The 23,225-nt window shown below is 40.8% G+C and carries 22 protein-coding genes; 14 read left to right on the top strand and 8 right to left on the bottom strand.

What is annotated here, in order from left to right:
- Positions 1-62: 62 nt before the first annotated feature.
- The 4 genes from fcrX to FH976_RS12235 all read right to left on the bottom strand — a co-directional run bounded on the left by fcrX (position 63) and on the right by FH976_RS12235 (position 2,394).
- Positions 63-512, bottom strand: coding sequence for a ferric iron uptake transcriptional regulator FcrX (fcrX, locus tag FH976_RS12220; RefSeq protein WP_194091125.1), 450 nt, complete (start codon positions 510-512; stop codon positions 63-65).
- A 186-nt stretch (positions 513-698) separates the two neighbouring features.
- On the bottom strand, positions 699-1,226 hold the full coding sequence (gene fldA, locus FH976_RS12225) for a flavodoxin FldA (RefSeq protein WP_194091126.1): 528 nt from the start codon (positions 1,224-1,226) through the stop codon (positions 699-701).
- 73 nt (positions 1,227-1,299) lie between these two features.
- Positions 1,300-1,521, bottom strand: coding sequence for a DUF2788 domain-containing protein (locus FH976_RS12230; RefSeq protein WP_194091127.1), 222 nt, complete (start codon positions 1,519-1,521; stop codon positions 1,300-1,302).
- Positions 1,522-1,611: 90 nt separating this feature from the next.
- Complete coding sequence (locus FH976_RS12235) at positions 1,612-2,394, bottom strand: alpha/beta fold hydrolase (RefSeq protein WP_194091128.1); 783 nt, start codon at positions 2,392-2,394, stop codon at positions 1,612-1,614.
- Between the two features lie 313 nt (positions 2,395-2,707).
- Here FH976_RS12235 and seqA point away from each other — a divergent pair, with 313 nt between their 5' ends.
- Positions 2,708-3,241 carry a replication initiation negative regulator SeqA gene (gene seqA / locus FH976_RS12240; RefSeq protein WP_194091129.1) on the top strand — a complete coding sequence of 178 codons (534 nt, stop codon included), beginning with the start codon at positions 2,708-2,710 and terminating at the stop codon, positions 3,239-3,241.
- 99 nt (positions 3,242-3,340) lie between these two features.
- Positions 3,341-4,981 carry a phosphoglucomutase (alpha-D-glucose-1,6-bisphosphate-dependent) gene (gene pgm / locus FH976_RS12245; protein WP_194091130.1) on the top strand — a complete coding sequence of 547 codons (1,641 nt, stop codon included), beginning with the start codon at positions 3,341-3,343 and terminating at the stop codon, positions 4,979-4,981.
- A gap of 122 nt (positions 4,982-5,103) precedes the next feature.
- Here the strand turns inward: pgm and FH976_RS12250 are convergent, their stop codons facing one another.
- Complete coding sequence (locus FH976_RS12250; protein WP_194091131.1) at positions 5,104-5,895, bottom strand: DUF1853 family protein; 792 nt, start codon at positions 5,893-5,895, stop codon at positions 5,104-5,106.
- A 113-nt stretch (positions 5,896-6,008) separates the two neighbouring features.
- Between FH976_RS12250 and FH976_RS12255 the strand changes: the two genes are divergently transcribed.
- Positions 6,009-6,773 (top strand): Nif3-like dinuclear metal center hexameric protein, encoded by a 765-nt coding sequence (locus FH976_RS12255; protein WP_194091132.1) that lies wholly within the window; start codon positions 6,009-6,011, stop codon positions 6,771-6,773.
- A 118-nt stretch (positions 6,774-6,891) separates the two neighbouring features.
- Here the strand turns inward: FH976_RS12255 and FH976_RS12260 are convergent, their stop codons facing one another.
- Positions 6,892-8,181, bottom strand: a complete 1,290-nt coding sequence (locus tag FH976_RS12260; protein WP_194091133.1) for a citrate synthase — start codon at positions 8,179-8,181, stop codon at positions 6,892-6,894.
- A gap of 388 nt (positions 8,182-8,569) precedes the next feature.
- Here FH976_RS12260 and sdhC point away from each other — a divergent pair, with 388 nt between their 5' ends.
- The 9 genes from sdhC (at position 8,570) to FH976_RS12305 (ending at position 18,818) form a co-directional block, all read left to right on the top strand.
- Positions 8,570-8,962: a succinate dehydrogenase cytochrome b556 subunit gene (sdhC, locus tag FH976_RS12265; RefSeq protein ID WP_194091134.1), complete on the top strand. Its 393-nt coding sequence runs from the start codon at positions 8,570-8,572 to the stop codon at positions 8,960-8,962.
- A complete protein-coding gene (gene sdhD / locus FH976_RS12270; protein WP_194091135.1) occupies positions 8,956-9,303 on the top strand; it encodes a succinate dehydrogenase, hydrophobic membrane anchor protein in 348 nt (115 codons plus the stop codon). The genes sdhC and sdhD overlap by 7 nt, the downstream gene beginning before the upstream one ends.
- A complete protein-coding gene (sdhA, locus tag FH976_RS12275; RefSeq protein ID WP_194091136.1) occupies positions 9,304-11,070 on the top strand; it encodes a succinate dehydrogenase flavoprotein subunit in 1,767 nt (588 codons plus the stop codon). It begins immediately after the preceding gene.
- 14 nt (positions 11,071-11,084) lie between these two features.
- Positions 11,085-11,798: a succinate dehydrogenase iron-sulfur subunit gene (locus FH976_RS12280; RefSeq protein ID WP_194091137.1), complete on the top strand. Its 714-nt coding sequence runs from the start codon at positions 11,085-11,087 to the stop codon at positions 11,796-11,798.
- Between the two features lie 159 nt (positions 11,799-11,957).
- Entirely contained in the window at positions 11,958-14,768 is a 2,811-nt protein-coding gene (sucA, locus tag FH976_RS12285) for a 2-oxoglutarate dehydrogenase E1 component (RefSeq protein ID WP_194091138.1), read from the top strand.
- Between the two features lie 143 nt (positions 14,769-14,911).
- Positions 14,912-16,117, top strand: coding sequence for a 2-oxoglutarate dehydrogenase complex dihydrolipoyllysine-residue succinyltransferase (odhB, locus tag FH976_RS12290; protein WP_194091139.1), 1,206 nt, complete (start codon positions 14,912-14,914; stop codon positions 16,115-16,117).
- Positions 16,118-16,281: 164 nt separating this feature from the next.
- Positions 16,282-17,448, top strand: coding sequence for an ADP-forming succinate--CoA ligase subunit beta (sucC, locus tag FH976_RS12295; protein WP_194091140.1), 1,167 nt, complete (start codon positions 16,282-16,284; stop codon positions 17,446-17,448).
- Positions 17,448-18,320 (top strand): succinate--CoA ligase subunit alpha, encoded by an 873-nt coding sequence (gene sucD, locus FH976_RS12300; RefSeq protein WP_194091141.1) that lies wholly within the window; start codon positions 17,448-17,450, stop codon positions 18,318-18,320. Before sucC ends, sucD begins: the two co-directional genes overlap by 1 nt.
- Positions 18,321-18,440: 120 nt before the next feature.
- Positions 18,441-18,818, top strand: coding sequence for a VOC family protein (locus FH976_RS12305; protein WP_194091142.1), 378 nt, complete (start codon positions 18,441-18,443; stop codon positions 18,816-18,818).
- Between the two features lie 117 nt (positions 18,819-18,935).
- On the opposite strand, the gene znuB is transcribed toward FH976_RS12305, so the two are convergent.
- Positions 18,936-19,721 (bottom strand): zinc ABC transporter permease subunit ZnuB, encoded by a 786-nt coding sequence (znuB, locus tag FH976_RS12310; protein WP_194091143.1) that lies wholly within the window; start codon positions 19,719-19,721, stop codon positions 18,936-18,938.
- Positions 19,722-19,724: 3 nt separating this feature from the next.
- A complete protein-coding gene (gene znuC, locus FH976_RS12315; protein WP_194091144.1) occupies positions 19,725-20,528 on the bottom strand; it encodes a zinc ABC transporter ATP-binding protein ZnuC in 804 nt (267 codons plus the stop codon).
- A gap of 137 nt (positions 20,529-20,665) precedes the next feature.
- Here znuC and znuA point away from each other — a divergent pair, with 137 nt between their 5' ends.
- Both znuA and FH976_RS12325 read left to right on the top strand, forming a co-directional pair.
- Positions 20,666-21,652: a zinc ABC transporter substrate-binding protein ZnuA gene (gene znuA, locus FH976_RS12320; protein WP_228767432.1), complete on the top strand. Its 987-nt coding sequence runs from the start codon at positions 20,666-20,668 to the stop codon at positions 21,650-21,652.
- A 75-nt stretch (positions 21,653-21,727) separates the two neighbouring features.
- Positions 21,728-22,954: a peptidoglycan DD-metalloendopeptidase family protein gene (locus tag FH976_RS12325; protein ID WP_194091145.1), complete on the top strand. Its 1,227-nt coding sequence runs from the start codon at positions 21,728-21,730 to the stop codon at positions 22,952-22,954.
- Positions 22,955-23,225 lie beyond the last annotated feature (271 nt).

Here is a 23,225-nt window from a genome sequence, read left to right on the forward strand (position 1 = left end):
TTTCACAAATGAGTGCGTTTTATTTATATTGAGCTTAAGAGAGTAATTTGGTTAAAGATTATTTATTTGCGTACTTTATGAGCATCTGGGTTGCCTTTACAGCTTCCATTTTCACTGCGTCCATAAAGATATAGGCTGTGATTTGTTAATTTTACATTATGTAAAGTAGCAATTTCTTTTTGACGCTCTTCAATCATATCATCTGAGAATTCAATTACTTCACCGCAATCCAGACAAACTAAATGATCGTGATGGTCTTGAGTAGACAGTTCAAAAACAGACTTACCACCTTCAAAATGGTGACGAGTAACAATGCCTGCATCATCAAATTGGTTTAATACACGGTACACAGTAGCAAGGCCGATCTCTTCACCAATATCAATAAGCTTCTTGTATAAATCTTCAGCGCTAATATGTTGGCAATCTGGTTGTTGTAATAACTCGAGTATTTTTAAACGAGGTAAAGTGACTTTAAGGCCGGCTTCTTTTAATGCTTGATTGTTATCGGACATTCTACTTTCCTGTGTGATTCTGCTTGTAATACAGAAGACATGAATATATCAACTATATGCGAGTCGACATTAACAATAAACTACCTAGTACAAAGAGTTAAGTTTTATGTTGTGATTATGTAGATAGACTCAGAAAATTCTAAAAAGCACCTTACAACGTAGAGGCGCATTTTTATCGTGAGTGAGTTAGCCTTCAAGTTCCGCAAGGCACATTTCGTCATATATTTGTTTTGACCACGCTTTTACTCGGAAATCTGTTAATTCAGGTTGGCGATCTTCATCAATACACAAACCAATGAAGTTATCATCATCAACGAGCGCTTTAGAGGCTTCAAATTCGTAGCCTTCCGTTGGCCAGTAGCCAATGATAGTACCTGATTTTGCTTCTACGATATCGCGGACAGTGCCCATAGCATCACAAAAATATTCAGCGTAATCTTCTTGATCGCCACAGCCAAAGATAGCAACGAGTTTAGTTGAAAAATCGATGTCTTCTAGCTCTGGAAAAAAGTCATCCCAATCACATTGAGATTCACCGTAGTACCAAGTTGGAATGCCTAGTAATAATAGATCGAAATTATCAATGTCTTCTTTGCTGCTTTTGGCTATATCTTGAACGTGAACCAGTTGCTTACCCAGTTCTTTTTGGATCATTTTTGCAACAGCTTCAGTATTACCTGTATCACTACCAAAGAAGAGTCCTACACTTGCCATAGAATATTACCTATCTATCATGACCGGAAAAGCCGGTATCTATCAAATTTAAAATGAATATTAAGAAAGTGGTTTAACCTAAACTCGTCCCTTCCCAGCTTATTTGTATCAGGCCTTTTGCTACAAAACCTGCACAACCTAAGAAGAGGACTAACCATACAATGCGACGTCCAAAAACAGGAACATTACCTTGTTTAAGAACATCTTTAATAGCCAGACCAATTAATAAAAAAAGTGCAGCAAAAAAGAAGTCTAAACCAAGTGATTCGATAGTATCTATATGATCATAAAGCATAGGTAGCACCACGGTTCTTATTTATGATTGAACTATATCATTATTAGTATTAAAAGATAAGCCGACCCTAATTGTCAATGCGTCTAAATCTCATTTATTTCGTAAAAAACGGCGTATTGAACGTAAAACTTCAGCTGGCTTTTCCGCATGTAGCCAATGTCCAGTGTTGGCGATGATATGTGCTTTACTATTCGGAAATTGAACACGGATCTCATCTTGATATTCGGCCGTAATATAATCAGAATTGGCTCCTTTTAAAAATAATGTCGGTTTTTCAAAGGGCTTGATAGGTATCCAATTTTGAATGTTGTCATATTGATTGGTTAAAGCTTCAACATTAAAACGCCATTTCATGTGGTTATCTGTAGAGTATAAGGATTTGGCTAAAAACTGGCGAACCCCTTCTATCTCAATATGATTTTCCATAATAGAAAGTGCTTCTCTACGATTGGCTGGTTTTTGAATGATAACGGCTTGTAAGCCATTAAGTACGTTATCGTGTCTACGCTGGTGGTAAGCGACTGGAGCCATATCAAGAATAGCAAGGTGGTTAATTTTATTTGGGATTATAGCCGCGAGTTTCATTGCGGCTTTGCCTCCCATCGAATGACCAATAATTGAAACTGAGTCTATATTGAGATGATCCAGTAATTGTACGATGTCAGAGGCCATAGCGTCATAATTCATTACTTCTGAATGAAACGATCGACCGTGGTTGCGTAAATCAATATTTATTACCGTGTGATCGGTACGTAGATCTCTTGCTAATACCCCTAAGTTATCAGCACTACCAAATAAACCATGGATAAGGAGGACGTATGGACCTTGACCCTCCACGGTGCAATGCAGTAAAGGTGATGAAGTAGTAGACATGTGCTTACCTATTTGAGATGAATAAGAATCAAAGTTATGTAGCTAATGATAGTGTGGTTTATACACTATAATATTTTGTTTTTGTTGGTAATAGTGAAATGTACAATAATTAAGGCGAGTGTTACTTTCCATCTTGGATATACTTTCTATGTAATAAAGAGACGGATAATGTCAGACTCTGAAGCTTAAATTCTAATATACAGTGATCCAATCGATCCTTTTTCTTATACCTTGTTCTTAATTGGCGTAGAGAATCGATCTAGATAAGGGTATAATCACGGCAGAGTTAATTGATTGAGATTGTTAAAAGCACATGAAAACCATTGAAGTAGATGAAGAGCTATATCGTTATATCGCGAGTCAAACCCAACATATTGGTGAGGGTGCCTCAGATATTTTACGTCGACTTTTAATCGGTGATCAGCAAGGATCGCAAAACGTTGTTACTAAAAAAATAACGGGTAGCGAAACTCAGAAAGCATCTGTTGCTGTAGAAGTTGTCGATAAAGTAAAAACCATGCGTTCATTACTCATTTCAGATGAGTTTGCAAATAAAGACAAAGCTATTGATCGCTTTATGTTGATTTTATCTTCTCTTTACCATATTGAAAATGAGAGTTTTTCTGAGGCTGCAAAGGTAAAAGGTCGCACGCGAGTTTATTTTGCCGATAACGAGCAAACTTTATTGGCCAGTGGTAAAACGACTAAACCACGTTCGATTCCAGACACACCGTTTTGGGTTATTACCAATAATAATACCAATCGTAAACGCCAAATGGTGCAACAGCTTATGACTCAAATGGGCTTTCAAGCTGATGTCATTGAAAAAGTTTGTAACGCCATCTAGCTTTACGCGAGTATAGAATTAATAGAAACCTCATAATATTAGTAATACGTATTATGAGGTTTTTTCGTTTTAGATTTAAACTTTAAAGGATTGTTTTTTATGGCTATTCATCCTAGAGCTGGCACCAAAGCACTACCTGAAGACTTGATTAATATTCCAGCTTTAGTCTGTGATTATTATATGGTTACACCAGAAGCACTAAATGATGCTCACCGCGTTCAATTTGGTACATCAGGCCACCGAGGCTCCTCATCAAAGTCGACATTTAATCAAACACATATACTGGCTATTGCACAAGCGGTGGTGGACGAGCGCAACCGTGCTGGATTAACTGGGCCCCTATTTGTAGGGAAGGATACCCATGCTTTATCTGAACCAGCCTGTCGCACAGTGTTAGAAGTGTTAGCCGGCAATGATGTACATATTATTGTGCAGGCAGATAACGGCTTTACTCCAACACCGGGAATTTCTCATGCAATTTTAACTTATAATTTAAGTCACGCCGATAAAGCCGATGGGATTGTCATTACGCCATCTCATAATCCTCCACAAGATGGTGGTATTAAATATAATCCAAGTCACGGGGGGCCAGCTGAAGGCGAAATTACGCAACGGATTGAAGATGGTGCTAATCAATATATAGCTAATGGCTTGCAAGGTGTTAAGCGTGTTGATCTCGCCAATAGTACTCAAAATATCGAAGCAAAAGATTTAGTGCAGCCATACATTGATGATTTAATTAATGTTGTTGATATGAATGCAATTCAAAAATCAGGCTTAAAAATTGGGATCGATCCATTAGGTGGCGCAGGGATTGAGTACTGGCGCCGGATTGCAGATACTTATCAGCTTGATATGACTCTCGTTAATCAAACCGTTGATCCCTCATTTCAGTTTATGACTTTGGATCGAGACGGAGTGATCCGTATGGACTGTTCCTCTCCATATGCAATGGCCAGTTTACTGTCGTTAAAAGATGATTATGACTTAGCCTTTGCCAATGATCCGGATTATGATCGTCATGGTATTGTGACGCCAGAAGGCCTAATGGATCCAAATCATTATTTAGCGGTATGTATTGATTATTTATTCCGTCACCGCGAAGACTGGAGCGAAAATGTTCAAGTGGGTAAAACCTTAGTTTCAAGTGCGATTATTGACCGTGTGGTAGCCGATTTAGGCCGCGAACTATGTGAAGTACCGGTTGGATTTAAGTGGTTTGTTGATGGTCTCTATGAAGGTCGTTTTGGTTTTGGCGGTGAAGAAAGTGCTGGAGCCTCATTTTTACGTAAAGATGGTACGCCTTGGTCAACCGATAAAGATGGCATTATCTTATGTTTACTTGCTGCTGAAATTACGGCAGTGACTGGAATGAATCCACAGCAATATTATAATCAACTTGCTTCCAAGCATGGTGCGTCACAATATAACCGCATTCAAGCGATCGCCAATGTAGCGCAAAAAGAAGTCTTGAAGAGCATGTCAGCTGAAATGGTTAGTGCCAATGAATTAGCAGGTGAAATGATTACCGCCCGCTTAACTCATGCTCAAGGCAATGGCGCTGCAATTGGTGGCTTAAAAGTAACCACTGAGAATGGTTGGTTTGCTGCTCGTCCGTCGGGTACGGAAGATATTTACAAGATCTATTGCGAAAGCTTTAAAGGTAAAGAACATTTGAAGTTGATAGAGCAAGAAGCGCAAGAAATCGTTAATCAAGTGTTTAAAAATGCAGGCTTATAAAAAACAATAAAATAGAGAGTTGAGGCTGCTGCGCTCAGGAGCCGAAAAATGAAAATTAAAACATAAAGACGAAAATAAAAATAAAGCTTGGTACTGATTCTTAAGTATCGAGCTTTTTTATTTTAACCATGCGGCCAAGTATCAGGGAGTATAAACCAAAACTGACCAGACTCTGCTTGGCAATGTATAAATTGTTCGCTTGGCCCAGTTAGCACTAGGTTAGATTCATCCTTTCCTGTTAACCATTGACCTTTTTTTAAAATATACAGAGGTTCATTGATTAAGTGCCATTCGCTATAGAAACACCAATATCCGTTAATTTGGTTAGCATTAATTTCATAATCTAATATTTTTGTTGGAACCATTTGTTGCTGGAAAGGGTTGATATAAAGTCTACCTTGTAATAACAACTTTGGGACAGGTGTACCAAACTCGGGATGCTGGTTTTGAAAGCATTCGTGCTGGGACATCGCCAGCTGATGGGTCAGCATATGGTTGAGCTTTAAATCTAAGCGATCTTTACTATTTGGCCCGTACCATAAGCCATCAAATAATAAATAAAATTTAATCGCTACTTCCCAATGTTCAATTGTTTTAGTTGGAAGGTGCTCAATAATGAAATCAATAGCTCCTATGGTACGCCCGTTGTGATTAAGCTGTATTTCATCGGCAATGACGTTGTAATCAGGCTGAGCTTGAAAATGTTGTAAGCATAAATGCTGATACCAAAAACCAAGTCGAGAGTTACCAGAATAAGGTATAGGTATAGCGGTTTGATCTTTGATAAAAGGAAGTTCGGCTAAAGGTGGATCATCTGGTTTGATTAGCGGGGGAGTCAGCGCAATCCAGTTGCTGATTTTTTTGAAAAGTTTGTTTTGCTCTTGTGTGCTGATCTCGTGCTTAATTTCTGGCATGGTAACGTGTATCCTAACTTTGCTTGGTTCTTAGTCTTTTGATTTATTCGTTGTTATAAATCGAAGTGCTATTTTCCTAAAAAATATCACCATATTACAAAGGGCTACCTCATATGAATAATTTACAGCTAGAGCAGCTTTTAAATCAGACTCTATCACCACAGCTGGTAAAAGACTATTGTCCTAATGGATTACAGGTGGAGGGTAAACCAGAAGTATCCGTTATTATTACTGGTGTTACAGCCTCACAAGCATTAATTGATGTCGCGATTGCAAAGAAAGCCGATGCTATTTTGGTGCATCATGGTTATTTTTGGAAAGGAGAACCTGAATCTCTTCGTGGTATGAAAGGATCCCGAATTCGCAGTTTGATCAAAAATGACATCAATTTATATGCCTATCATCTGCCTCTTGATATTCATCCTGAACTTGGCAATAACGCACAATTAGCTTCATTGCTGGGCATCAAAACGTTAGGCGGCTTAGAAGGGCATCCACAATCAGTCGTTATGCATGGTGAGTTTGAGAGCGCTTTAACGGGGAGTGAACTTGTTAGCCGTATTACTTCCGTTTTGGAGCGTGTGCCCTTGCATATTCCACCAGAATCACCGCTATCTGATAAAAAAATAAAAACTATTGGTTGGTGTACTGGCGGCGGTCAAGGTTATTTAGAACTGGCGGCAAATTATGGATTAGATGCTTTTATTTCAGGTGAAATTTCCGAAAGAACAACTTATGTTGCTCGCGAATTAGACATACACTATTTTGCAGCAGGCCACCATGCAACAGAGCGTTACGGAGTTAAAGCATTAGGGGAGTGGTTATCACAACATCATGATCTTAAAGTTGAATTTATTGATATTGATAATCCGGTTTAATATTTTCTATATAAACAAGAAAGCGAGCTACTTTTATTTAAAGTGACTCGCTTTTTTATGTTTTCCTGGGCTAGAAGCTAGAAGCTAGAATCTAGAAGCTAGAATCTAGAAGCTAAAACTATTCTCTTTCGTGAATTGGTTGGAATTCACGGTGTTGTTTACCAGTATAAAGCTGACGAGGACGACCAATACGATTAGTTGGATCTACGTGCATCTCATTCCAGTGGGCAATCCAGCCGATGGTACGAGAAATAGCAAAGATAACCGTAAACATTGAGATAGGAATGCCAATCGCTTTTAGGATAATACCTGAATAGAAATCAACGTTCGGATACAGTTTCTTCTCAATAAAGTACTCATCAGAAAGTGCAATACGTTCAAGTTCCATTGCAACATCTAATAAAGGATCTTCGATGTTAAGTTCTTGCAGCACATCATGGCAAGCTTCACGCATAACAGTAGCACGAGGATCGTGGTTTTTATAAACACGATGCCCAAAGCCCATTAAGCGGAATGGATCATCTTTATCTTTCGCTTTAGCAATATATTCTTCAATCTTATCGACGCTACCAATCTCTTCTAGCATATGTAAGCAGGCTTCGTTAGCACCACCATGAGCGGGACCCCAAAGAGATGCTATTCCTGCTGCGATACAAGCAAATGGGTTCGCACCAGAAGATCCAGCTAAACGAACTGTTGAGGTAGAGGCATTTTGTTCATGATCTGCATGGAGAGTGAAAATTTTATCCATTGCACGTGAAACAATAGGATTGACTACATATTCTTCGCAAGGGTTTGCAAACATCATATGCAGGAAGTTACTTGCATAGTCTAAGTCATTACGAGGGTAGATGAACGGCTGTCCAATCGAGTACTTGTAACACATAGAAGCCAATGTTGGCATTTTAGAGAGAAGACGGAAAGCCGTGATTTCACGATGAGTCTCATTATTGACATCAAGCGCATCATGATAAAAAGCAGCTAGAGCACCTACTACGCCACACATAACCGCCATTGGGTGGGCATCACGACGAAAACCATGGAAAAAACTCGCCAGTTGTTCGTGAACCATTGTGTGATCGGCAACTATTTTTTTGAATTTTTTGTATTCAGTATGAGTTGGGGCTTCACCGTAAAGCAAAATGTAACAGACTTCCAAATAGTCAGCATTATTAGCAAGCTGATCAATTGGAAACCCTCGATGCAGAAGAATCCCTTTACCACCATCAATATAAGTGATTTGAGATTCACAAGACGCTGTAGCAAGAAAACCTGGGTCAAAAGTGAAATACCCACTAGCACCTAGTTTACGCACATCAATAACATCTGGACCTTCTGTTCCAGTTAAAATTGGGAGTTCAATAGGTGCTTGGCCTTCGATATGAAGGGTCGCTTTCTTATCCGCCATGACATTCTCCTTTGTTTATTTTATCCATCCAGGATATTTGTGTGAGGTTTTTGTACTTAGATTCGGGTTTAAAGTCAATTTTTCTACTCAAATTTGTGTGTTAGTTTTCATTTTTTACATGGAAAAAGTTAAAAATATGTTCTATGTAGCATATTTTGTTACATTAATTGAAATCATGTGTTACCAGTCGTATAGTAGAGATGAAAATTTCAGTTGACTCCTTATGTTATCAAGGGTTTGGAGATGATTCCTTGATGATTTGAAAGTGTGGTTTTCGACGATTTCATAAATATTTTGGGAGTTTATGAAAAAAGTTGTTAATTAATTACTACTTTAAGGCGTTTTACTGATCTATGTCGATAACTATAAATGCTCTAAATGGAGCTGAGTGAGCACACTTGTGAAAGAAAAAAAGTCCAGACCAATAAACCTTGATTTACAAACAATACAATTCCCTATTACTGCAATTGCTTCTATTTTGCACCGTGTTTCTGGTGTCATTATGTTTGTAGCAGTTGGGATTTTATTATGGTTACTTGCCATTTCCCTGTCTTCTCCTGCCGGTTTTACACAGGCTGCTAATCTAGTCGATGGATTTTTCGTTAAATTTATCTTATGGGGCATCTTGACCGCTTTGTCTTATCATATCGCGGGTGGCATTCGTCACTTACTTATGGATATGAATTATTTTGAAGAGCTTGAAAGCGGCACATTGAGCGCAAAATTTGTCATGGGTATTGCTGTCGTGTTGTCAGTACTTGCGGGGGTTTTAGTATGGTAAAGTCAATTTCTTCTGTTGGGCGTAATGGCGTTCATGACTACCTTCTTATTCGCGCATCAGGCATTATTCTGACTTTATATACCTTGTATATGGTCGGTTTTTTGGCGTTTGGTGGTGAAATTAATTATTTGAGTTGGAATGCTTTTTTTGGCAGTACTTTTACGAAAGTATTTACCATGATTGCTTTGGTCGCAATTCTTATTCATGCGTGGATTGGCTTGTGGCAAGTTCTTACCGATTATATTAAACCAGCTAAATTGCGAGCTGTTATTCAATTTGCGGTAATCGTGGCGTTATCGGCTTATTTCTTCTCTGGCCTATTTATTTTGTGGGGTATCTAAGTGTCTATTCCTGTTCGTGAATTCGATGCCGTTGTCATCGGCGCAGGTGGTGCAGGTATGCGCGCTGCCTTACAAATATCAGAGCAAGGCCTGTCTTGTGCTTTGTTGTCAAAAGTCTTTCCAACGCGTTCTCATACTGTATCCGCTCAAGGTGGCATTACTGTTGCTTTAGGCAACTCACATAAAGATGATTGGCAGTGGCATATGTACGACACCGTTAAAGGTTCGGACTACATTGGGGACCAAAATGCCATTGAATATATGTGTAAAAATGGCCCAGAATCAGTGATTGAGCTAGAGAAGATGGGCTTACCGTTTTCTCGTTTTGAAGATGGTTCTATTTACCAACGCCCATTTGGCGGCCAATCTAAAGACTTTGGTGGCGAACAGGCTGCTCGTACTGCGGCTGCAGCTGACCGCACAGGGCATGCATTACTTCATACGCTTTATCAACAAAATATTAAGCATAAAACCACAATTTTCTCTGAGTGGTATGCACTTGATTTGGTTAAAAATGAAGATGGTGCTGTTTTAGGGACCACTGCGCTTTGTATGGAAACAGGTGAAATTTGTTACTTCAAAGCGAAAGCAACTATTTTAGCAACTGGTGGTGCTGGCCGTATTTATCAATCAACAACCAATGCTCACATTAATACTGGTGATGGTGTTGGTATGGCTCTACGTGCTGGCGTTCCAATGCAAGATATTGAAATGTGGCAGTTTCACCCAACAGGTATCGCTGGCGCTGGTGTGTTAGTGACGGAAGGTTGTCGCGGAGAAGGTGGTTACCTTCTTAATAAAGATGGTGAGCGCTTTATGGAGCGTTACGCACCGAATGCGAAAGATCTCGCAGGTCGTGATGTGGTTGCACGTTCGATGATGATCGAAATCCGAGAAGGCCGTGGTTGCGATGGTCCTTGGGGGCCACATATTAAACTGAAACTCGATCATTTAGGCAAAGAAGTCTTGGATGCTCGTCTGCCTGGGATCCTTGAGTTATCTCGTACTTTTGCTCATGTCGATCCAGTGAAAGATCCTATTCCAGTTATTCCAACCTGTCACTATATGATGGGCGGAGTGCCAACTCAGGTTTCAGGACAAGCGATTAAACAAGATGCTGATGGTAGCGATGTTGAAGTTCAGGGTTTATTTGCTTGTGGTGAAATTGCTTCGGTCTCTGTACATGGTGCGAATCGTTTAGGCGGAAACTCTCTGCTTGATTTAGTCGTGTTTGGTCGTGCAACAGGCCTTCACCTCGGTGAAACACTGGCAGCACAAGAGGAAGCTAAGCCTGCAACAAATGCAGATATTGAAGCCTCTCTTGCTCGTTACCAGCGTTGGGAAAATAGCACTGGTGGTGAAGATCCGGTTCAAATTCGTAAAGATTTGCAAAGTTGCATGCAAAATAACTTCTCGGTATTCCGTGAAGGTGATGCAATGGCGAAAGGCCTAGAAGAACTGAAAATACTCCGCGAGCGTTTAAAGAATGCTTATCTATCAGATAAGTCGACTGAATTTAATACTCAACGTATTGAATGCTTGGAGTTAGATAATTTGATGGAAACGGCTTTTGCGACAGCAGTGGCAGCAAATTATCGTACTGAAAGTCGAGGCGCACATGCTCGCTTTGATTTCCCTGACCGTGATGATGCGAATTGGTTGTGTCATTCAATTTATAATCCGGTCACCGAAGCGATGTCAAAACGTGATGTGAATATGCAACCTGTGTTGCGTGAAGCCTTTCCACCCAAAGCTCGTGTTTACTAAGGGAGTAAAGAACAATGAAGGTAATTTTCTCTCTGTATCGCTATAACCCAGATGTCGATAATAAGCCTTACATGAAAGACTATACGTTGGACGTGGAAGAAGGCTCTGACATGATGGTATTGGATGCTCTTATTTTGTTAAAAGAGCAGGATGCCACGATATCGTTTCGCCGTTCATGCCGTGAAGGAGTCTGTGGCTCAGATGGCGTAAATATGAATGGTAAGAACGGCTTAGCGTGCATTACACCATTGTCAGCAGTACTTGGTAAGGGTAAGGTTATTATTCGTCCATTACCTGGTTTGCCGGTTGTTCGTGATTTGATTGTTGATATGACTCAGTTCTATGATAATTACGCGAAAGTGAAACCGTATTTGATCAATGATGGTGAATTACCACCTGCTCGAGAACATTTACAATCACCAGAAGACCGTGCACATCTTGATGGTTTATATGATTGTATTATGTGTGCGTGTTGTACTACGGCGTGCCCATCTTTTTGGTGGAACCCAGACAAATTTATTGGACCAGCAGGTTTATTGGCCGCGTATCGTTGGTTAATTGATAGCCGAGATACCGCAACAGATGAACGTCTGTCAAATCTTGACGATGCATTTAGCGTTTTTCGTTGCCATGAAATCATGAACTGTGTCAATGTTTGTCCTAAAGGTTTAAACCCTACAAAAGCGATTGGCCACATTAAATCAATGTTGATAAATCGTTCAGTGTAAATGCTCTTTATTGAGTAAAATAAATTGAGTTTGCAGTCGGTCTTCGGGCCGGCTATTCCAAAGGCTAAAACTGGTATTAGGCGTATGCTGATTGACAGTAAATGCTAAATAACAGAAAAGGCCAAAGCATAAAAAAACCATAAAAGGTTAAGGGAAAATATGCACAACGGCGTGATGAAGGCATGGCTCGAGTCTTCACACTTGGCTGGCGCCAATGCAACTTACGTAGAAGATCTCTACGAATTGTATCTTAGTGACCCCGATCTGGTCAGTGATGAATGGAAACATGTGTTTGAAGAATTGCCTACGCAAGCTTCAGAAGGGGAGCAACCCCATTCACGTGTTCGTGATTACTTCAGACGGCTCGCGAAAGAAACGAAGCATTACAATGTCCAAGTTAGTGATCCTGATGTCGATGTAAAACAAGTAAAAGTTCTGCAACTTATCAATGCTTACCGTTTCCGTGGGCACCAAGCTGCGAACCTTGATCCTCTCAATATTTGGAAGCGTGAATCAGTTGCTGAACTGGATCCTGCCTTTCATAATCTCTCCCAAGATGACTTTGATGAGTCATTTAATGTGGGGTCTTTTGCCGTCAGGCAAGACACCATGGCGCTTAAAGATATCCTCCAAGCTCTCAACAAAATCTACTGTGGTTCAATCGGTGCTGAGTATATGCACATCACCAACACAGAAGAGAAACGCTGGATCCAAGACCGTTTAGAATCAGTGATTGGTGAAGGGAACTTTACGTTAGAAGAAAAAACCACATTTCTTGATGAGTTAACTGCAGCAGAAGGGCTTGAGCGTTATTTAGGCGCGAAATTCCCTGGCGCGAAACGTTTCTCCTTGGAAGGTGGTGATGCCTTAATTCCAATGATCAAAGAATTGGTTCGTCAAGCTGGTACTCAGGGCATGCGCGAAGTGGTTATTGGTATGGCGCACCGTGGTCGCTTGAACATGTTGATTAACGTGTTGGGTAAAAAACCACAAGACTTATTTGATGAGTTCGCAGGTAAACATGGTGAATCATGGGGTACGGGCGATGTAAAATACCATCAAGGTTTTTCCGCTGATTTCGCAACACCAGGCGGTGATGTACATCTAGCGTTGGCTTTCAATCCATCTCATCTTGAAATTGTTAACCCAGTGGTTATTGGTTCCGTGCGTGCTCGTCAAGATCGTTTAAACGATAAAGATGGCGGGAAAGTATTGCCGATTACCATTCATGGTGATTCTGCTATTGCTGGTCAAGGCGTAGTAGCTGAAACATTTAACATGTCTCAAGCTCGTGGCTTTGAAGTTGGCGGAACGGTTCGTATCGTTGTGAATAACCAAGTAGGTTTTACTACTTCAAATCCACGAGATACACGTTCAACCATGTACTGTACTGATATTGCGAAAATGGTACAGGCTCCGATTTTCCACGTTAATTCCGATGATCCAGAAGCGGTGGCCTTTGTGACCCGAATCGCATTGGATTACCGTAATACGTTCAAGCGTGATGTTGTGATTGATTTAGTTTGTTACCGCCGCCATGGCCATAATGAAGCTGATGAACCAAATGCAACTCAACCTTTGATGTATCAAAAAATCAAGAAACACCCAACACCACGTAAAATTTATGCGGATATCTTGGTTGATCGTAAAGATATTGAGCTTGAAACCGCAACTCAAATGGTGAACGAGTATCGTGATGCTTTGGATCGCGGTGAAGTGGTAGTTAAAGAGTTTCGCCCAATGGCGCTGCATTCAGTGGATTGGTCACCTTATATCAATCATGAATGGAATGAAGAGTGGGCAAATTTATTTGACCATGCTCGTCTAGTGGAACTGGCTAATAAAGTTTGCCAGTATCCAGAGAGTCATCAATTACAAAGTCGTGTGAATAAAATTTATACCGATCGTCAATCCATGGCGGATGGTGAAAAAGCACTTGATTGGGGTATGGCTGAAACATTGGCTTATGCAACGATTGTTGATGACGGTAAGCGTATTCGCTTTTCTGGTCAAGACTCTGGTCGCGGTACTTTCTTTCATCGTCATGCAGTATTGCACAATCAAGAAGATGCTAGCACTTATATACCATTATCGAATATTCATACTCACCAAGGTCCATTCCAAGTGTTTGACTCTGTGTTATCTGAAGAAGCAGTATTAGCATTTGAATATGGTTATGCAACAGCTGAGCCTGGTGGGTTAACTATTTGGGAAGCTCAATTTGGTGATTTTGCCAATGGTGCACAAGTGGTTGTTGATCAATTTATTTCTTCAGGAGAACAAAAGTGGGGCCGATTATGTGGCTTAACACTTCTGCTTCCACATGGTTATGAAGGTCAAGGCCCTGAGCATTCTTCTGCACGTCTAGAGCGTTACTTACAACTTTGTGCCGAGCAAAACATGCAAGTAGTGGTGCCATCGACTCCGGCTCAGGTTTATCACATGATTCGTCGCCAAGTGGTTCGTCCTATGCGTCGTCCATTGATTGTCATGTCACCTAAATCGTTATTGCGTCATCCTCTGTGTACTTCGACTTTAGAAGAGCTGTCTCAAGGAACATTCCAGTCTGCAATTCCTGAGATTGATGATCTTGAAGCAAGCAAGGTGAAACGTGTGGTTTTATGTTCAGGGAAAGTTTATTTCGACTTACTTGAACAACGCCGTAAAAACGAGCAAGGCGATGTAGCAATTGTGCGTGTTGAACAGCTTTACCCATTCCCATATGAGGAAGTAAGTCAGGCGATTGAAAAATATACCAATGTAGAAGATTTTGTATGGTGTCAAGAAGAGCCGCAAAACCAAGGTGCATGGTACAGCAGTCAACATAATATGCGTTTTGCTTTGCCTGATGGCGCAACCTTGAAATATGCAGGTCGTCCAGCTTCGGCTTCACCTGCAGTTGGCTACATGTCTGTTCACTTGAAGCAGCAAAAAGCTTTAGTCGAAGATTCATTAAACTTAGATTTTTAGTTTAGCTAGCTTTTAAGTAGTGCTTGATTTTTAACGGTGATTGTCAGTGGTGTTGTTTGCCACTGACTGAACGAATAATTGAGTGTTAGCGCTCGCTAAATAGCAGGCTAACACTACACCAGCTCAAAAGGATAAGACAGATTATGACAATTGAAATTCTTGTTCCAGACCTACCTGAATCAGTTGCCGATGCAACGGTAGCGACATGGCACAAACAGCCAGGCGATGCAGTTTCTCGTGACGATATCTTAGTTGAAATCGAAACAGATAAAGTAATTTTAGAAGTACCAGCACCAGAAGACGGCGTATTAGAAGCGATCATTGAAGTAGAAGGTGCGACGGTGCTTTCTAAACAACTGCTTGCGAAGCTAAAACCTGGAGCAGTGGCTGGTGAACCAACCAAAGATAAAACAGAATCAACTCAATCTTCTCCGGATAAACGCCACACTGCGACGTTATCAGAAGAAACCAGTGATGCACTTAGCCCGGCCGTTCGTCGTTTAATGGCGGAACATAACTTGGAAGCATCTCAAGTGAAGGGAAGCGGTGTTGGTGGTCGTATTACGCGTGAAGATATTGATGCGCACCTTGCGAAAGCTTCAAAATCAACAGCAAAAGAAAGTGCACCAATAGAGGCACCGGCGGCAGCGCGCACTCAGAAACGTGTACCAATGACTCGCTTACGTAAAACAGTAGCTAAACGTTTGTTGGAAGCGAAAAACAGCACTGCAATGCTGACAACATTCAACGAAGTGAACATGAAACCTATCATGGATCTTCGTGCTCAGTATAAAGAACAGTTTGAAAAGCGTCATGATACTCGTCTTGGTTTTATGTCTTTTTACGTTAAAGCGGTAACTGAAGCTCTGAAGCGTTACCCTGAAGTAAATGCATCAATTGATGGTGATGATATTGTTTATCATAATTATTTTGATATCAGTATGGCAGTATCTACTCCACGTGGTCTTGTAACACCAGTCTTAAAGGATTGTGATTTACTTGGTTTTGCAGACATTGAAAAAGGCATCAAAGAGTTAGCAATTAAAGGCCGAGATGGGAAGCTTCAAGTTGAAGACCTAATGGGCGGTAACTTCACTATCACAAATGGTGGCGTGTTTGGTTCATTGATGTCTACCCCTATTATTAACCCGCCACAAGCGGCTATTTTAGGCATGCATAAAATTCAAGATCGTCCAATGGCGGTTAATGGAAAAGTTGAAATATTGCCAATGATGTATTTAGCACTGTCTTATGATCATCGTTTAATTGATGGTCGTGAATCAGTAGGCTTTTTAGTGACGATTAAAGAATTGCTGGAAGATCCAGCTCGCTTATTACTCGACGTATAAGCGAATCTGATATCGACCAAGTGGTAATTTTTAATGAAAATTTAAACTTGGTCGATTCCCATATCAGATATGTAACATCGAAAGTACACCTACGACGTAGCATTTTAGTGTAAATGCTAATGGAAATAATAATCCCTAACGGATAAACAAACGGAAGTCACACTATGAATTTGCATGAATATCAAGCTAAACAATTGTTTGCTGAATTCGGATTGCCAGTACCAGAAGGTTTTGCTTGCAACACTCCACTTGAAGCTTATGAAGCTGCTGGTCGTATTACGACGGCTAAGAAAGTTGTAAAATGTCAGGTTCACGCTGGCGGACGCGGTAAAGCTGGTGGTGTTGAACTACACGACACTAAAGATGGCGTTAAAGAGTTTGCACAGAAGTGGTTAGGTAAAAACCTAGTCACTTATCAAACAGATGCAAAAGGCCAACCGGTCACTAAAATCTTGGTAGAAGAAGCTTCAGACATTGCCAATGAATTATATCTTGGTGCGGTAGTTGATCGTGGTTCACGTCGCATTGTTTTCATGGCATCAACAGAAGGTGGTGTGGAAATTGAGAAAGTGGCAGAAGAAACGCCAGAGCTGATCCATAAAGCGAGCATCGATCCACTTGTTGGCCCACAAGCTTATCAAGGTCGTGAACTCGCGTTTAAACTTGGCCTTAAAGGTAATCAAATCAAGCAATTTACCCAGATTTTCATGGGGCTTGGTAAGATGTTTTCACAATACGATTTAGCGCTTTTAGAAATTAACCCACTTGTGGTTACGGGTGCTGGCGATTTATTGTGTCTTGATGGAAAGATCACCATCGATTCGAATGCAATGTACCGTCAACCTAAACTGCGCGATATGCATGACTCATCTCAAGAAGATGAGCGTGAGGCACATGCCGCACAATACGAATTAAACTATGTAGCTCTAGATGGTAACGTTGGGTGTATGGTCAATGGTGCCGGTCTTGCAATGGGAACCATGGATATTGTTAATCTGCATGGTGGTAAACCTGCTAACTTCCTTGATGTGGGCGGCGGCGCAACTAAAGAGCGCGTTGCTGAAGCATTTAAAATCATTCTTTCTGATGAAAATGTCAAAGCGGTTCTTGTGAATATTTTTGGTGGCATCGTGCGTTGTGACATGATTGCAGAAGGTATTATTGGAGCAGTAAAAGAAGTGGGTGTTGAAGTGCCTGTCGTGGTTCGCCTTGAAGGGACAAATGCTGAGCTAGGCCGTGAAGTTCTAGCAAAATCAGGTTTAGATATCATTGCTGCGACATCTCTGAAAGATGCAGCAGTTCAAGTAGTTAAAGCGGCGGAGGGCAAATAATGTCTGTTCTAATTAATAAATATACTAAAGTTATTTGCCAAGGTTTTACTGGCGGTCAAGGTACATTCCACTCAGAGCAAGCAATTGATTACGGCACACAGATGGTCGGTGGTGTTTCTCCTGGTAAAGGCGGAACTACTCATCTTGGCCTTCCTGTATTTAATACAGTACGTGAAGCGGTTGAAGTGACTGGTGCAACGGCAACAGTTATCTATGTACCGGCTGCATTTTGTAAAGATGCAATTTTAGAAGCCATTGATGCCGGTATCGAGCTTATTGTTACTATTACTGAAGGTATACCAACACTGGATATGCTAGATGTCAAAGTGAAGCTTGAAGAAACAGGTGTTCGCATGATCGGGCCTAACTGCCCAGGAGTGATCACTCCTGGAGAATGTAAAATTGGCATCATGCCTGGCCATATTCATAAACCTGGCCGCGTTGGTATTGTTTCTCGTTCTGGTACATTAACGTACGAAGCGGTTAAGCAAACGACAGATGCAGGCTTTGGGCAGTCAACTTGTGTTGGCATCGGTGGAGATCCAATCCCAGGAACTAACTTCATCGACGTATTGGAAATGTTCCAAAACGATCCAGCGACAGAAGCAATCGTAATGATTGGTGAAATCGGTGGGACAGCAGAAGAAGAAGCTGCTGCCTATATCAAAGCGCATGTGACAAAACCAGTCGTTTCTTATATTGCAGGTGTTACTGCTCCTGCTGGTAAGCGTATGGGTCATGCTGGCGCAATTATCTCTGGCGGTAAAGGTACTGCTGAAGATAAATTTGCAGCACTTGAAGCTGCTGGCGTTAAAACCACGAAGTCTCTTGCTGAGATCGGTGAAGCATTGAAAGAAGTGACTGGTTGGTAAGTGAATTTATTTCATGTAAAGTCATAAATATAAGGTCATCTTCGGATGGCCTTTTTATTTGCTTTGTTTTTAAGACTGGTTAAAGTGGAGCTCTAATTATTCATAACAAAGGATTCACTTATGTTCAGTCACATTATGCTTGGTGCCAATGATATTGAAGCGTCAAAGAAATTTTATGATGCAATTTTAGAGACATTGGGATATGAGCCAGGGGTTATTCGTGGTGAGCGCTGTATTTATATGACGCCTACTGGTGTATTTATTCTAACTAAGCCTATTAATGGTGAAGTTGCGACTCATGGTAATGGCTCAACTTTCGGCTTTTCGATTAGTAACCCTGAATTGGTGCAGGCTTGGCATGAAGCTGGCTTAGCGAATGGCGGCACAGCTTGTGAACAGCCTCCAGGTGAGCGTAATGGTGAGGCTGGTCATTTGTATCTAGCTTACCTACGCGATCCAGCCGGTAATAAACTATGCGGAACCCATCGAATGGGGTAAGTACCACTTGTAGTAGCCGGACTACGCTATTGGTAGGCCGGCTAATTTGTTTTTATCCTACGGCGATTAATAAAAATTGACTCAGGAAATGAGAGTTAATCAATCATTTTTAGTTGATTATGCGTTAGACTTTTTGAACTGACTGAGCATAAATAAAGCCGCTGCTGAAATGACGACCGATGGACCCGCGGGTGTGTCATAAAACCAAGAAAGACTTAAGCCAGAGCAGACCGAAACCACACCAATGCATGATGCTCCAATGGCCATTTGTTCTGGTGTTCGTGCAAAACGACGCGCGGTTGCTGCAGGAATAATTAATAACGAAGTAATAATCAGCGCCCCGACAAACTTCATTCCGACCGCAATCACTAAACCGACTAACAACATCAATACTACCCGCATTAAAGGTACGTTAACTCCTTCTACACCCGCTAGCTCTTCACTGATTGATGACGATAATAAAGGTCGCCAAAAATAGGTTAAGAGAGCGAGAATGACCAATCCTCCGAGATAGATGAAGATTAAATCAGAAGGCGAGACCGCCAGTAAATCACCAAATAAATAGCTCATTAAATCAATCCGAACATTATCTAGAAAGCTTACTGCAACCAAACCTAGGGACAATGAACTGTGTGCTAAAATACCGAGTAAGGTATCGGTCGCAACCACTTTTTGTTCCTGTAGTGTGGCTAAAATTAATGCGATAGCAAGGCAGCAAACGACAAGAGAAAGATAGAGATTTACATCGAATAAAAACCCTAATGCTAAGCCAAGTAATGAGGCGTGGGCCAAAGTATCACCAAAATAGGCCATCTTACGCCATACTACCAAAGAGCCTAAAGGGCCGGCGATAATAGCAATACCTAAGCCAGCAATAATGGAAGGAAAAAGAATATCAAACATAGATTAATGCCCGTGCTTTTGGTTATGTGTTGAGTTGTGCGAGCAATGAGAATGGTCACAACTTTCCGGGTCACCTTCAACAGCGTCACCGGATAAGTCATGGTGGTGATGATGTTCGTGATGATAAAATGCTAAAGTATCTTGTGCTGTTTGGCCAAACATCGCGATATAAGAAGGGTGTTTGGTGATGGCTTCCGGTGCGCCAGAACAACAGATATGATGCTGTAGGCAGATGACTTCATCGGTTTGCGCCATCACAAGGTGCAAGTCATGTGAAACCATGAATACTGCGCATCCAAATCGTTGGCGAATAGTATTGATTAGCGTATAGAGTTCAATTTGACCTTGAACATCAACGCCTTGTGCTGGCTCATCTAATACTAATAAATCAGGTCGTTGTAATAAGGCTCTTGCTAATAAAACTCGCTGATTCTCACCGCCAGAAAGTTTATGCATATCGTTTAACGCTAAATTTTCAGCGCCAACTAAACGTAAAGACTCTAATCGCTCTTGAGTACTATAGCGACCGGCTAACCGTAAAAAACGATCGACAGTGAGTGGTAAGCTATCATTGAGTTTAAGCTTTTGAGGCACATACCCAATACGTAGGTTTTTCATTCTCGACATTGTGCCAGAATAGGCTTTATGTAGACCAAGCATCACTTTAACTAAAGTCGATTTACCCGCGCCATTTGGGCCAATTAATGTTGTAATCTGCCCCTTTTTGACGGTTAAATTAATATTACTCAACACATCCTTATCGTGAAACTTCACTGTGACGTCTTGTAAATGAATTAAATCGAACATGCTCAAACCAACTTGAATAATTGTTATGTTATATAGTAACATTGCTGTCGAGATTTACCAATGCTCACTTTTATTATTCAGATCGCTTAGATTATCTCTCACATTAGGAAGGGTAATTTATACAATGGAGAAGGTTAATGCACCAAAATATGGGAAATAAATGGATGAAACTGATCATTTCGGTGGCTTTATTGCTGTCTTCGGCTCAGGTTATGAGTCAAGAGGCTAAGCTATCGGTGATGACATCGATCAAGCCATTGCAATTAATTACGCAGGAGATCACGCTAGGAGTCACGGATACACAGGTGTTACTTAGCTCTAATGCTTCACCACATGATTACGCTTTACGTCCTTCAGATATGAGGAAAATAAAGGATGCCGATTTATTTATATGGGTTGGACCGGGCTTAGAGTCTTTTCTTGAAAGTGCATTAGAGGGCAATACCAACACGTTACAACTTGATCAATCACCAGATATTATCAAGCTAACTTATGGTGAAGAAGGGGATCATGAACATAAGTCACATGATGAGCATGCAAGCCATGCCGATCATGATCATGCTGCGCATAATGATCACAGCCATGATGACGGTCACCACCACCACGGTAATTACAATCCGCATTTATGGCTTGGTCCAGATCAAGCACAGCAGATGGCAAAAGTCATCAGTGATAAATTAATTACTATTGACCCTAAACATCAGGCGGAATATGAGAAAAACTATCAAGCATTTGTTTCCCATCTATCTGCTACGATTTTAGAGATTAAGCAAGAGTTAGCACCAGTGAAAAGTCATGGTTATTATGTTTTTCATGATGCATATAGCTACTATGAAAATTATTTTGGCCTGAATAACCTAGGTCATTTTACGGTTTCGCCGGATCGCCGTCCAGGCGCAAAAACCTTAATTACGATTAGAACGGCATTACAATCGGACAAAGCATACTGTGTTTTCTCAGAGCCTCAATTTACCCCGGCGGTAATCGAGTCTGTTACTCGTGGGACAAATGTGAAGCATGGGTCGTTAGATCCTTTAGCAACCGATTATCCTATTGAACAAGGTTCATACTTTACCTTCCTACAAGATTTAGGGCATAGTTTCTCAACTTGTCTTACACGTTAGGGTTTATCTTTGTTAGATCGCCACTCACTTAATCGATATAAGCAACATCGCCTTATCCGGCGGTGTTGTTTCTTTTTGAGTGGATTAGCCGTTATCGTATTCATCACTGTATTCTGGCTTGGCTTGTTTCCTGCATCTGACCAGAGTCGTAATAACAAGCAAGATCAAAGTGAGCCTTATGATGCAGTCATCGCTAGGGATGACCCTGCTTTTTTGGGCGAGGATAGCAAGTTCCAACCACAAGATAAGACAGTAACGTACACTCATGTTGTCACTTATGGCGAGAGTCTGAAAACCTTATTTGATCTATATGGTTTAGCCGCTAATGACTTGCTTGACCTTATTAAAACCAACGCGACGGCTTTACAATTAAAAAACGGTCAAGTGGTTGAATGGCAATTAAATACTTCGGGTAAAATGGAATCGTTATCCATATACCGAACATCGAATTTGGTGAGCCAATATACCTGGCACGATGCTCAATTTATTTATCGTCCGGTACGTATTAAAGGGGAATCGAAAACTCATATTATCAGGGGTAGAGTAACGGGTAATTTTTATCATTCAGCTTCATTACTCGGGTTAACACAATCGCAAATTCAGACAATATACCAAGCTTTATTTTGGGATATAGATATTACTCATCAAGTTCGATTGGGTGATAAATATAAGGTTGCTATTTCTCAGCATTATGTTGGCTCCCAAGTAATAGGCAAGGGCCAAGTGGAAGCGATTCGTTATGGCAATAATAAGCAAGAATGGATGCTGATCCGAAATATTGATGGCCATTTTTATCATCCAAATGGAACCAGTAATCAAAAATCATTGAGCCGCCTTCCTTTGGAACATTCGTATCGTGTGAGCTCTGCTTTTAATTTATACCGTATCAATCCGGTTACGCATATAGAAGCGCCACATTACGGCACTGATTTCGCTGTACCTACAGGAAGTCCGGTTCTGTCGACGGGAGATGGTAAAGTTGTGAGGGTGGGGAAACATCCATTAGCGGGCCTTTATATTGTGATCCAAAATGGCCCCATTTATAGCTCTCGGTTTTTGCATTTAAGTGAAATTCTAGTCAAAGAAGGTCAACATATCAGTAAAGGCGACATTATCGCGCTTTCTGGTAATTCTGGCCGAACGACTGGACCCCATTTACATTATGAATTAAGACAAAATAATTTACCGGTGAATCCGATGCTCGTGCCTCTTCCTGATGGTATGGCTCTAAGTACGCTAGATTTATCTCAATTTCGACTTAAGAGCCAAGCGCTCATTGATAGAATGCGTGATCCCATTTGAATATTCCCCTTTCAATATTGCGTTATCCTATCTTGTGTTACTGAAGTAGTATAAATTTAACTGGCATATTTAATAGCGCGAAATATGATGTGTATTCACCTGCGCTCAAACTCTCTCTAAATTATTTCTACTGTAAGGCTTACTTGTGATTCTGCGTGTGATGCATTTATTAGCATTAATTTTTATCTCATTTTCAGTTAATGCGATAGATGCTAATTCGATTTTTTATCCTTTATCTAGCCAGACCCAAGGGCAGTTTTTGACTGCTAAA

The sequence above is a fragment of the Vibrio hibernica genome (genome assembly GCF_015223435.1).
Taxonomy (GTDB): domain Bacteria; phylum Pseudomonadota; class Gammaproteobacteria; order Enterobacterales; family Vibrionaceae; genus Vibrio; species Vibrio hibernica.